At 42.8% G+C, this 13,178-nt stretch carries 8 protein-coding genes and 1 tRNA gene; 3 read left to right on the top strand and 6 right to left on the bottom strand.

All coding sequences use genetic code 11. The features are described from left to right. Positions 1–153: 153 nt before the first annotated feature. Complete coding sequence (locus tag QVD32_RS11385; RefSeq protein ID WP_021891846.1) at positions 154–945, top strand: DeoR/GlpR family DNA-binding transcription regulator; 792 nt, start codon at positions 154–156, stop codon at positions 943–945. A gap of 84 nt (positions 946–1,029) precedes the next feature. Here QVD32_RS11385 and QVD32_RS11380 read toward each other — a convergent pair whose 3' ends face one another. Next, a complete protein-coding gene (locus QVD32_RS11380; RefSeq protein WP_195492762.1) occupies positions 1,030–2,469 on the bottom strand; it encodes a beta-helix domain-containing protein in 1,440 nt (479 codons plus the stop codon). A 36-nt stretch (positions 2,470–2,505) separates the two neighbouring features. Further along, a complete protein-coding gene (locus QVD32_RS11375) occupies positions 2,506–5,352 on the bottom strand; it encodes a TonB-dependent receptor (protein ID WP_287710225.1) in 2,847 nt (948 codons plus the stop codon). A 399-nt stretch (positions 5,353–5,751) separates the two neighbouring features. On the opposite strand from QVD32_RS11375, the gene QVD32_RS11370 reads away from it, so the two are divergent. Then, positions 5,752–6,162: a cupin domain-containing protein gene (locus tag QVD32_RS11370; protein WP_021891849.1), complete on the top strand. Its 411-nt coding sequence runs from the start codon at positions 5,752–5,754 to the stop codon at positions 6,160–6,162. 61 nt (positions 6,163–6,223) lie between these two features. Here QVD32_RS11370 and QVD32_RS11365 read toward each other — a convergent pair whose 3' ends face one another. Further along, a complete protein-coding gene (locus QVD32_RS11365; RefSeq protein ID WP_021891850.1) occupies positions 6,224–7,006 on the bottom strand; it encodes an META domain-containing protein in 783 nt (260 codons plus the stop codon). A 199-nt stretch (positions 7,007–7,205) separates the two neighbouring features. Here QVD32_RS11365 and QVD32_RS11360 point away from each other — a divergent pair, with 199 nt between their 5' ends. After that, the gene (locus QVD32_RS11360; protein WP_021891851.1) at positions 7,206–7,868 is read left to right on the top strand and encodes a lipocalin-like domain-containing protein; all 663 of its coding nucleotides are present in this window, start codon (positions 7,206–7,208) and stop codon (positions 7,866–7,868) included. Positions 7,869–8,514: 646 nt separating this feature from the next. Here QVD32_RS11360 and QVD32_RS11355 read toward each other — a convergent pair. The 3 genes from QVD32_RS11355 to hisS form a co-directional block, all read right to left on the bottom strand. Further along, positions 8,515–8,588: transfer RNA gene (locus tag QVD32_RS11355), tRNA-Met, on the bottom strand. Positions 8,589–8,691: 103 nt separating this feature from the next. Then, positions 8,692–11,415 (bottom strand): calcium-translocating P-type ATPase, PMCA-type, encoded by a 2,724-nt coding sequence (locus QVD32_RS11350; RefSeq protein ID WP_118687388.1) that lies wholly within the window; start codon positions 11,413–11,415, stop codon positions 8,692–8,694. A gap of 42 nt (positions 11,416–11,457) precedes the next feature. Continuing rightward, positions 11,458–12,816: a histidine--tRNA ligase gene (gene hisS, locus QVD32_RS11345; RefSeq protein ID WP_118687407.1), complete on the bottom strand. Its 1,359-nt coding sequence runs from the start codon at positions 12,814–12,816 to the stop codon at positions 11,458–11,460. Positions 12,817–13,178: the final 362 nt, after the last annotated feature.

Below are 13,178 nucleotides of genomic sequence, written 5' to 3'. Positions count from 1 at the left end.
TTTATCGATATAATATTTATTAAATTATGGTGTATTCTAAAAAAACAATCTACCTTAGTAATAAAATAATTTGGTATAAGTTTAAAATCAAGCACAAGCACTTTCGATTCGAAATATTTTTATCCCAAAACCTTATCATTAAACTACGCAACAATGGAAACATACTATTCAGCCAAAGAGCGCCGAGCGCAAATCCTACAACTTCTAAAAAGCAGTCCCAAAATATTGGTATCTTCCCTTAGCCAAATGTTTAATATATCGGAAGTTACTATCAGAAAAGATTTAGAAGAGCTTGAAAACAGGAATTTATTGATACGAGTCAGAGGGGGAGCAATACGTTTACCGAAATTAAACATTGCAGAAGAACAAGCTACGACTGAGAAAAAAAGATTTCATTATCGAGAAAAACGAAGTATCGGGCGCATGGCGGCTACACTGATACAAGAAAACGAAACCATCATTCTCGATTCAGGCAGTACAACGATGGAAATTGCTAAAAACCTGCACTCGTTCAAACAATTAACCATCATTACAAATGCCATAGACATAGCCATAGAATTAAGTAAATACAAACGGTTCAATGTCATTTTACTGGGCGGTCATTTAAGAGATTCAAGTCTCTCTACGGTCGGTCCCATAGCCGAGAACACGCTCAAAATATTTTATTGCGACAAATTATTTCTGGGTGTGGACAGTTTTAATTTGGAACGAGGAGTTTCTACTCCCAACATAGAAGAAGCAAATATCAATCAAACGATGATTACAATGGTAAAAGAAACTATCGCCGTTTTCGATTCATCAAAAGTCAATAAAAAAAGTTTTGCCTTTATCGCCCCCGTTTCTAAATTGAGTGCAATCGTCACCGACAACAATATGCCGCTGGACATTAAAACACAAATCAAAAAAATGGGGGTGAAACTATACGAAACCGAGCCTGATTCATAAAAATAAATATATATGATTAATAAAAGAGGATACTCCTTATAAACGGGAATATCCTCATAATAGTATTAGATCGATAATCTTTTATCAATAGACCGTATTCTGCGGATCCATATTTGTCCAACCGGTCGTCCAATTATTAGCAGCGGTCTCTGTGGGTCCGAACGCACCTATATAGGCCACTTGTTCAAAACCGGAAGAAACCAGAGAATGGCTCCAATCGGCGGACAGACTTATTAACGGACTGTCCTGAGAAGGAACCATGCAGAACGATGTCAAATTCTGAGGGTCTCCTTGCAGTTTCAAATCGTCAATAGCCGTATAAGCGATATTCTTGCCTCCTTCTCTATTGAAATAACTATCTGCAAAAGCTCCGTTATCCGAAGGATCGAACTGTGTACCATTCGCCCAATATTGTGCATCTTGATAATTCTTAACCATACCGGCGAACACACAATTCGAAACGACCAATTTCCCCTCGGTGGCATGAGTCTGAGTCTTTGAGTTTTTATCATTCTCGATGATTAATCCAATGGGGAATCCGGCAAATACAGAATTAAACACTCTCAACTGTGTATTGCGGCGCAAATGCATAGCAGCCTGAAAACGAGCATCAGTAAGACTTCCATTTACGCCAGCCTCATTAGTATAATTCGTCGGATCAAGTACCGGACCGAACATCGATACATTTGCAAACACGCAAGAAGTATAAGGTTCAACGGTCGCAGCGTCGGCACAATTATCGGATTCGAAGCCGTTGGATGCCGATTTATCCCCGATCTTCGGATTCCGCAAAGCAGCCAAAAACTGCAATTTACCAGAAAATCCGTTATCCGTATCGAAGTCGTCGTCCCAAGTTCCCAACGCTACCAAGTGTTTACAATTTACCGAACCACCGAACCATTCGTAAGAATCGTCTCCCGAGTAAGAGACTTGTACATAATCGACTGTCGTTCCGCTACCCACCGAACCAAACGTAATGGCATTGATTTCATTATCAGTCGAATATTCGATACCGGCAAATTCGCAACGCACATATTTCAATACACCGGAGTTATCGGTATCGTCGTTACCTCCATGTTTACTTCTGACACCTCCTTCGATAGTCTGCTCTCCCATGTTGTTTTTGGCTTTACCCAAAAGGATAATACCGCCCCAGTCACCGGGCTTACGTTTACCCGGAGCCTGCGCCGATGTAAATACAATGGGGCGTTCGCTCGTACCCTCGGCAATGAGTTTGCCTCCGCGCTCCACAATCAACGTAGCCTTAGACTCTTTCTCTCCTTTGATAACTACACCCGGCTCGATAGTGAGTGTAGCCCCTTCGGTAACATAAACGAACCCTCTCAAATTATAGGTGTTCGGATAGGTCAAAGTCATATTGGACGAAATCTCGTAAGCATTCGAACCGTCTCCCAAATCGAAAGTCTCTCCACTCGGAATGGGATTATCATTGTTCTCGTCACAACTTACTACCGCCATTGTCGCCAAGCATACAAAAGCAATTGTTTTGAATCGTTTTTTCATTTGATTTTTCTGTTTGATTAGTATTATAGAAAAGGATTAAAAACTGAATGTGATACCTACGCTCACCGAACGTCCCGGTTTATACGACTTCGTAGTCTGTTCGCGTTTCTGTAACTTTCCCTCGGCATCATAAAATTGCGGATACTGCTTATATACTACTTTTTCACCAATGATATCTTTCACTCCGGCTTTCAACTCGACGAGTTTACCGAACTTCTTAGACACCGTGAAATCGAGACTATTACGCGGTAGTTCATAGGTATCGGGGATATTCACGCTCACATCATTCGTAGTACTGTTGGACTTTCCGATGCCGATGATACGCTTTCCCAAACGATTGTAAAGCAACGACGACATCAATCCCCACTTTTCATTCTGATAATAAAGTCCGGCATTGACGATATAAGGCGATTGCCCTTGCATTTCCCTGTCTTCGGTTTTAACAATACCCGATTCGTCGAAACGTACTCTACTCTTTATCAAAGTAGCATTGAGTAAAAGACTTAATCCTCTCATTCCTAAGAAGTCGAGAGACTTGCGAATTTCAACCTCCGCACCGAAACTCTGTGCCGAAAGTGCGTTCTCATAATTATATCGCAGCGATCCTCCCATATCTATAAAGGTCCATTCTATGGGGTTCTTGAAGTATTTGTAGAAAATACCTAAGCTGATGACTTCTCCCCGTTGCGGGTAAAACTCGTACCGGAAATCAAGGTTGTCTATCTTACACGTCTTCAAATTCTCGTTCCCGCCTATTTCATTAAAAAGATCGAAATCGTAATATACAGCCGGCGAAACCTCTCGAAACTCTGCCCGATTCAAAGAACGTCCATAGGCCAGACGAAGCAAATTGCGCTCATCGAAATTGTACGTGGCATTGACCGAAGGCAATAAATCGAGATCGGTATAATTGCGGCTCGTCATCAACACTTGCGATGCCGACTGAGATTTATCCCATTTCATTCTCAACCGATTGTATTCAAGCCTCAAACCGGCATAAACATTGAATTTACCCATCGGCAATTCTATCGCGCCATATCCCGCTCCATATATGTTGTATGCCTCATAAGCATTTTTCTTATCGGTAATCTCGTCTATAAAGACTTTATCGGCACTCAACCAATCCTCGCTCATCATTTCTTCATAAGGCAGATACAGGTAATATGCACGTTCTTCAAGAGAGAGATTCTCGTACCGATAGATAAATTCGCGAGGCGTATAATTACGGGTACGATACTCGGATATCAATCCGCCTTTCACCGTAGAGAGTATCTCGCCCATAGGAACTGTTCCCTTGTAGTCCACACTACCCGAAAACACATGGTCGGACAAAGATTGGAAATAACGTTTGATGCTCTCATTGCCTACTTTTAACTGCGATACGTCTACTCCATCGCTCATTCCAGCCTGATTAACGACTATCCGGCGGTCGGGCTCGGTTCTATAAGCATAACTATATCCCATGTTCCACGCCAGAGAATGGAGCTTCTTCTCATCTAAAAAATGATTACCGGTCAGCTGTCCCAAATAGCTCAGACGCGATTGGTACAACATCTCCGTCTCTTCCCGATAGGTCAAACCGCTCACATTTCTTTCTCCCGAGCGTTCGGTCAATCGGTTTTTACCCAACATATTAAACAGGTTTCGGAATTCCAATTTATTTTTTCCGTCAAATACAAAAGCCCAATTGTGCATTGCGCCCAATCGCACATCGTTGGAATACTGGTTATCGACATAATCATTGAGATACACCGGCTTATCGGCATCCGAAGAATAAATACCGAAACGGGCATTCGTGATATCCTGTATCGTTTTATAAGTATTACTATAATTGATATAGGTAGTCATACCTATATCTGTCCCGCCCTCGGTTTCGAACCTCCGATTAATCGTCAGAGATAAACGTTGGTCGGGAATCGGATAATAACTTTTCACCCGCCAATCGTTATTAAACGAGCGTGTAAGCCGCGTAACTTCCGCCGGATCGCTGCCGGTAACGTCCATGTGCGAAGGCATGCCATTCGGCAAAGGTCTCTTGTTCAAATCGAACCCCAACCAATCGGTAGTACTGCCGGGATTCAGACGCGTTTTTACAAATTGAGTATTGGTATTGAATCCTGTCGTATAACCAATCTGAATGGAGTTACGCAAAGGTAAACTCTTGGTAGAGATACGAATAAATCCACCGGCAAAATCGGCCGGAATTTCGGGAGCCGGAGACTTATAGATAATCATATTCTCGATTTGAGAGCTAGGCAACATATCGAATGAGAAAGCTCGGCTATCAGATTCTAAGCTCGGAGAACTGTTCCCATTGATCCACACATTATTATACCGTTGCGACAATCCACGTACCACAACAAACCGATCGTCTATTACCGATATACCCGGTACTCGTTTCACCACTTCCGATGCATCACGATCGAGTGTTTTGGCAATCTGTTGCGAAGATATACCACTCGCTACCTGTACTTGCGCTTTCATTCCTTCCAACAAAGACATCTCCGTATCGTTCCTGCGATAGGTAGAAACCACGACTTCATTCAAGGCGACCCCGTCTTCCTCCATCTCAATTTCAAGACCCGCGATAGACTCTCCCTGCTTCACGTTCACCGGAACCCGAACCGTCTTATAGGATAAATATCGGCAAACAATCGTCTGCTTTCCTATGGGAATATTTTTCAAACTAAACTTTCCGTCCAAATCGGTAGCTGTCGCTACCGAACTATTCTCTATTTGTACGGTGGCCCCTATAATCGCCTCTCCACTTTTCTTATCTCTGACTTCTCCGGTAATCAAACTTCCTGCCGAAGCCGTTATCCCCAATGCATGAATCGAAAAAACAAAACCTAAAACAACCGCCAGTAATCCGCTTTTATACATATATTTTTACCTTTTTCTTTCCGCTGCAAAAGTAAAAGCAAAAGAATACGAAAACATGACAGCAATATGAATCGATATATAACATGTATTACATTATCGTATACCGAATTTTGCAAATATATTTCAGTACGATATGCAATATTGTATCTCAACCCGATAGACCCACAGAGAAAAAACTACCTATCGTTCGACCTACATGTAACGCTTTCTACGGAGCTCGCATAAAAATTCAGCTTATTTAACAACTTCTACATGACTGATTTCCTGCAATGGTTACATTTATGTAAGTTACTAATATCGATGTTTCTTCTTGCAAATTGTTTTGCAAAAATTCATCTTTGTATTGAAAAAACAAAAGTTATTAACGATAATCGAAGTAAACTTAAAACGAAAAAAACGATGGACAAAATCACAAAAATCAATTCAGGAGAAAAGTTTACCCACACATCTGTCGGAAAACTCGCCGAGTTCAATGGTAAACAATTCCTCAAAGACACTGTCGGTACAACCGGTTGCGAAATTTCATTCGGGACAATAGAGCCCGGCCAAGCCGCACCTTTCTTTCACAGCCATAAACAAAACGAAGAAATTTATATTATTCTCAGTGGCGCCGGCGACTTTCAAGTAAACGATACGGCTTTCCCCATTGCCGAGGGATCGATTGTCCGTGTAGCCACAGCCTGCAATCGTTCCATACGATGCACATCAACCGAAAAAATGCTCTACATCTGCATTCAGGCAAAAGAAGGTAGTCTCGAACAATGTACTATGGAGGACGGTGAAATCACCCAGCAAGAAACAAAATGGTAGTAAAACAAGGAGGCTGTTCTTGAATAATATAGAACAGCCTCCTCTCACATCATAGTTAAAGTTATTTATTCCGCCTCAATTCCAATACCGCTGCACCGCCAGCAGTAAAAAATACCAAATTCCCATTTTCGAGTATGCCATAAGTCCTCACATTATTCAAAGCTGAAAGTATGTTTTTCTCTGTCTCCATATCGGGACACATCATACGAGTTGCAGCCACACCGTGGAAAGAGATAGAATTTTCTACGGTCTCATCACTCCGTAATTCCCCTGTTATACGATTACAACCCGAGTTTCCACTTATTCGACCGTCAGCAATATCAAACTTGACACCCGGTCGCACTTCCAAATCGGTAGATAAAGTATCTCCATACACTTTAACAATATCCCATTCTCCTTCCAATTCAGATAAAGGAACTACCGAAAACCTCTTACTCAATAACATGACAGGTTCTTTATCCGAAGCATACAGGGCAATTTTATTTTTACCCGCGCGTTTAACGTTCTTTACCGTAGACAACACTTCGATAAGTTTTCCTTCCAATTCCATATCGGGACAAGCCATGAGAGTGGATGCCATATGACCCAATTCTATTTTATTGTCTCTGGAAAGATCCAGACTCCCCATTATACGGTTACAACCGCTATATCCATATACTCTCCCTTTCTTCGTATCGAATCCGATAAAGGGGTTCGATTGAGCCCGAACCGGTTCACCCTGAATTTCTACCACGTTCCATTCACCACAAATATCATTTTCCGATACCATATCTCTCGCCGTTTTACAAGAAGACAATAATAAAACTCCCAAGAATACCGACAAGTACATCTTTTTTGCATTCATATCTCTATTTTTTAAATCTACTATATGCGACTTCAATAAATAATTGGAGAAAAGAATATAATACTGCGTCTTTATATATTAAAATTTTTTAAATACGCTATTTCCCTTCAAAAGTCTCCCTTTCCTCGATAGTATTTACAATATCCATCATACATTTTTGCTACCTTTACTAAATATTCATTTAAACTACGGATTTAGCATGAAAAAGAAAAATTTTATTCCTTTCATTGCAATTGCTGTTTTATGTGCAGCCTGTCACGACAAAACTACTTTAACCGGAGATTGGATTGAACCAGTACCGGGTACTACAAATACGATACAAGGATTCAGTCTGAAAGAAAACGGAGAAGCAACGTCCATCAATATGGCCACCCTTCAATATAAATCTTGGGCGCAAGAGGACAACCGGCTCATTCTATCGGGAGAAAGCATCGGCAATCACCAAACAATCTCATTCTCTGATACTTTAAAAATTTTCAAACTATCGGAAGACAGTCTGATTTTGAAAAAAGGTGATTTGGTTAAAACATATACACGTCCCAAAAGTATCATTCCAGCGACTCCGATACAACCAGCTATATCTACTACGTTTACAGTAAAAGGGAAATTAGTCATCGGACATGAAGTACGCTCTTTTATCGCAGAAGGCGACACCACCTCATATTGGATCATCGATGATTCGGGAACACTGAAAGAGGAATATGAAAAAACTATCGGCAACAATTCCGAGCCATATACTCCGGTATATGCCGAACTAAAAGTTATCGATACCGGGAAATCGAACGAGGGATTTGCCGCTGAATATACCGGAGTCTATCATGTAAAAGAAGTGTTGAATATATCCCCGATTAAAACAGAATAGACGTGTAGCCATATCATGAATATAGCCTACATAGGTGCGAGGATAAAGATTCCGTAAAAAATTCGTGGGGATAGACCTGTATTTTAATAAAGAATCTCTTGTTGGCAACCACGTTACGAACTCCTCGGCAAACGGTAAAAAAGCAGCCGAATAGATTTTTGGAGATATTCAACCCCTCCGTCACTACGTGCCACCTCCCCTATATTTTGCTATGCAAAACACAGAGGAGGAGGTTAATACTTTCTTAATACGTTCCTATATATCATGTTTGTTCTTCTCCCTTGCCGTGTCCCGTAGCATTACGGGGTGTTGCGTTAGCCATATAGAGAAGGTGGCACGTAGTGACGGAGGGGTTGAAAAGCACCACCTTAATCAGTCCGTTTATATCAGATATTTAACCCCCTCGCCCTACACTCCTCCTATCTCACCTGCGATGAGCAGAGGGAGAGTTGAATTCATACTCCTCCACTGTGTTTTTGTAGCGCAAAAATATAAGGGAGACACCGAAGAACGATAGTTTCTGAGGAGAGGGAGTAGAATATACAAGGACAATCTCCACTAATTATCGACTGAAACAGAATAAAGAATATAGACGTAATACATTTTGATGAAAATAAAAGAGTGATGAAATTCATCACTCTTTTTGTAGCGAGACCGGGGCATGATCCCGGGACCTCATGATTATGAATCATGCGCTCTAACCAACTGAGCTATCTCGCCAACATGTTTATGTATCGCACCGACCGATTGTCAAATGCGGTGCAAAGATAAGGGATTATTTTATACTACACAAAAAATTGGCTTACTTTTTTTACTCACCAATTCATGCAATCCATCGCCGTATCAACCGATATATCTCTCCAATCCATAAAACGGCCGAGGTTGCCACAAAAATATACACCCAGTCCATCGGTTGTAAAGGAGTCACACTGAACAATGCTCCACCCAAGCTGACTATCAAAATCTGCCCGGCTAGAATAATGAGGGTGACCCACAGAAATCCTTTGCATGAAGCCAAACGATCAAAAGCGGATTGTACATTTCCAAAAGCCTTCGCATTGAACATATTCCAAAATTGTAAAAACACGAATATGGAAAAGAAAAGGGTAAGTTCATATCGGGTAAGCCCTCCGGGAACTGGCGCAAAGTTAAAGAAATGGGTAAAGAAAAGCGACAGATCGAACTGAGCGAGCGATGTAATATCGACATGTTTGAAATATTGCAACAGCCCGAACAAGAGCAACACAAAAGCAATTCCAGTCCCGATGATACCTCCTGCCATAGGCCGGGTAACGATATTATCGTTCAAATGACGCGGCTTGTCCCGCATAACCCGCTCGTCGGGCGGCAAGGAAGCCAATGCCAAAGCAGCGAAGGTATCCATAATGAGATTTACCCAAAGCATCTGAGTGACTGTCAACGGCGACTCTGTTCCTAAAAAAGCACCGATAAGGACAATCAAACATGCGGCCACATTGATAGTCATCTGGAAAAGAATGAACTTCTGTATGTTACGATACAGCGAGCGTCCCCAAAGCACCGCTTTGGTAATACTACCGAATGAATTGTCGATAATCGTAATGTCGCTCGCTTCTTTGGCGACAGATGTCCCGTCGCCCATCGAAAGCCCCACCTGCGCAGCATTGAGTGCCGGGGCATCGTTCGTTCCGTCTCCGGTAACGGCAACGACCTCATCTTGCGATTGCAACAAACGTACAAGTCGCTCCTTATCCATTGGACGAGCCCGAGCGATAACTTTCAAATCGGGGATACGTTCCAACAAAGTTTTATCGTCGAGAGCCGCAAATTCGGGGCCTGTAATTATATTACGATCTCCGTCTTCGGGTGTCCACAACGAAATCTGGCGAGCTATTTCACGAGCTGTGGCCGGGGTATCGCCTGTTACGATTTTCACTTTTATCCCCGCATTCAAACAGTCGGAAACTGCCGCAGGCACTTCCTTACGAACCGGGTCGGCAATGGCTGTGATACCTAAGAAAGTCAATTTGATATGGGGAGCCAAGTGTCCGGCGATGAAACACACCTCATCGGGCTCGACCAAAGCATAGGCAAACCCCAAAGTACGCATGGCTTGATTTTGGTATTGCAACAGCTTTTCTTCCAGCATCGGACGGCTATCGGTCATAGGAACATTTCCTGACGAAGTAACCCGATCTGAACAGAAATTCATCACATATTCGGGAGCACCTTTCACATAAAGCACCCGGTGATTCAACAACGGAGACTGAACCACCGTAGCCATATACTTACGCTCGGTAGAAAATGTCAACTGTTCGATTACCTCTGCATGACGACGCAACGCTGCATAATCGACTCCCCGGTCGGCCAACCAAAGCAGCAAAGCTCCCTCGGTAGGATTGCCCAACACTTTCACACTGCCGGCAGCCTTATCTAAATGAGCGGTCGAGTTTGCCGCTATACTCTCAAAAATAATGTCCTCCACTCCCGACTCAGGAATATAATCGAAAGCCGCCTCATGCACTCTCATCTGGTTTTGCGTGAGAGTTCCGGTCTTATCGGTACAAATCACCGAAGCCGCACCCATCGTTTCGCAAGCATGCATTTTACGAACCAGATTATTATTCGCCAGCATACGCTTCATACTCATCGCCAAACTGAGCGTGACACTCATCGGCAATCCTTCGGGGACAGCCACGACGATAACCGTAACAGCTATCATCGCCGTCGATAACAGATAGCTTCCGAACAATAACCAATCGATAACGGGGTGCTCTGTCAGGTAAATAACCGTTCGAGCTATAAAAATAACGGCAGCGATAATGTAGCTCGCTTTTGTAATAAACGAAGCCAACGTATTTAGCTGCTTATCGAGGGGCGTTTGCGTATTATTTTCTATCTGAGAACCGGTATATACCTTACCATATTCGGTCGCATCGCCCACTTGCGTCACTTGCATGACACCGTATCCACCCAACATCGTAGAGCCGTTCATCACGGCATTGGAAGGGTATGTGGCTTCTTTATCGAAATCGGCTTCTATCGTCGTTTTAGTCGCCATCGGCTCTCCGGTTAAAGAAGATTCATTCACCTGCACCGATACAGCACTCAATAAAATTCCATCGGCAGGTATTTCATCTCCGGCATTCAACATAACGATGTCGCCCACGACAATCTCCCGTTTGGGTATCTCCAACATATGTCCGCCTCGTATGACCTTGACAGGAAGATCGTCGTTTACCTGATTGAGAATATCGAATTTCTTAGCCGCACTCATTTCGAAAAGAAAGCCGACAACCGTCGCCAACAATATAGCCAAAGCGATACCTGCCGGTTCGAACAACGCCGACATGCCGGCCTCGCCCGTAGCGATATGATAAACCGCAACAGCGACAGAAAGCAGTAATGCGACTAAAAGAATACGAATAATCGGATCGGAAAACTTTTCCAAAAACAATTTCCACATAGGCGTACGAGCCGGAGGAGTCAATATATTTTCTCCATACCGTTCCCGACTGGCCAATACTTCCGATTCGCTAAACCCGGAATATTCTACCTCAGATTTCATCTATTCTATTATTCTATTGATACCTATTTTATAAAGAAACCGCTATGCGAACAGAGCTATCACCTCATCGATGGTAAACAGGGACTGTTCGCCCGTAGTCATATTTTTCAAAGTGATTTTTTCTGCTGCAATTTCATTTTCACCGACCAAAGCGACATACTCCACGCCTGTGGAATCAGCATATCCCATCTGCTTCTTCATCTTAGCGGCTTCGGGATAAATTTCGGCCCGTATACCGGCAGCTCTTAACCGGGCTAAATGAGACAGACAAACCTCGCATTCCCGCTCTCCGAAATTAACGAACAGGACTTGTGTCGATTCCATCGACTCCTTCGGGTATAAATCGAGCTGATTGAGTACATCGAAAATACGATCGGCCCCGAAAGAAATACCGACACCGGAAACTCCCGTCAAGCCGAACACTCCCGTCAAATTATCATAACGGCCTCCCCCTGTAATGCTTCCAATTTGCACATCGAGAGCCTTTACTTCGAGAATAGCTCCCGTATAATAATTCAGTCCGCGAGCCAAAGTCAAATCGATTTCAAACGATGCTCGCAGAGACGAAGCGGATAGTTTTCGTAAAATATATTCCAACTCGTCTATACCTTTTAATCCCACCTCCGAGGCGGATAATTCCCTACGCAACACTTGTAACTTTTCTTCGTTGCTCCCCTGCAACAGAATCACCGGTTGCAATCGGGCGATGGCATCTTCGGACAAACCCTTTTCCCGTAATTCGTCATTCACCTTATCCAATCCTATCTTATCGAGCTTATCGATAGCGACCGTAATATCGACTATCTTATCGGGAGCACCTATCCACTCGGCTATCCCGCTCAATATCTTCCGATTGTTCAATTTAATAGCGACCCGTATTCCGAAACGGGCGAAAACCTCGTCTATCATTTGAATGAGTTCCACCTCGTTCAATAATGAATCGGAACCTACGACATCGGCATCGCATTGGTAAAATTCACGATAGCGTCCCTTTTGCGGACGGTCGGCTCGCCACACGGGCTGTATCTGATAACGTTTGAATGGAAACGTCAGTTCATTACGGTGCATCACGACGAAACGGGCGAAAGGAACCGTCAAATCATATCGTAACCCTTTCTCACATAACCGGCAAGACAAGCGGTTGAGATTACGCTCCTCTAAATCGGTCTCGGTAACATCGGAAAGAAAGTCTCCCGAATTAAGGACTTTAAACAAAAGTTTATCCCCCTCTTCTCCATACTTTCCCATCAAGGTCTGTAAAGTCTCCATCGCCGGAGTCTCGATTTGACGGAATCCATAAAGGCCGAAAACATGCTTTATCGTATTGAATATATAATTACGCTTCGCCATCTCTTCCACAGAGAAATCTCGCGTACCCTTCGGGATACAAGGTTTTGCCATCATATTTGATAATCTTATTCTATAAAATTTCTACGGGGAAAACCCCGATATAAATGAACTACAAAAATAGCGTAAACCAAAGACAGAAACAAATTTATCGGATTCTCCCGAAATACAGCCTATCTTCGCTTTTCATGCAAAGGTATAACATTTTTCTTTTCACCACATTTTCAGTTCTAAATTCTTAGAAGCTGTTTTAAATTTATTGAGAAATAATATTATCATTGCAAGCAGGTATGTTCCGGCCATATTGAGCCCCAGTTTCGCATCTTGAATCCCTTGATTTTTGTCAATAGCCCGCTATTGACTGCATATCTCGGACTCCAATCTGCTTCAACATAGGCCTCAATCTGTCTCGGAAT

The sequence above is a fragment of the Barnesiella sp. genome, assembly GCF_022723415.1.
Taxonomy (GTDB): Bacteria; Bacteroidota; Bacteroidia; order Bacteroidales; family Barnesiellaceae; genus Barnesiella; species Barnesiella intestinihominis.
The sequence above is the reverse complement of the archived record's forward strand: the minus strand, read 5'-3'. Positions and strand labels throughout refer to the sequence as shown.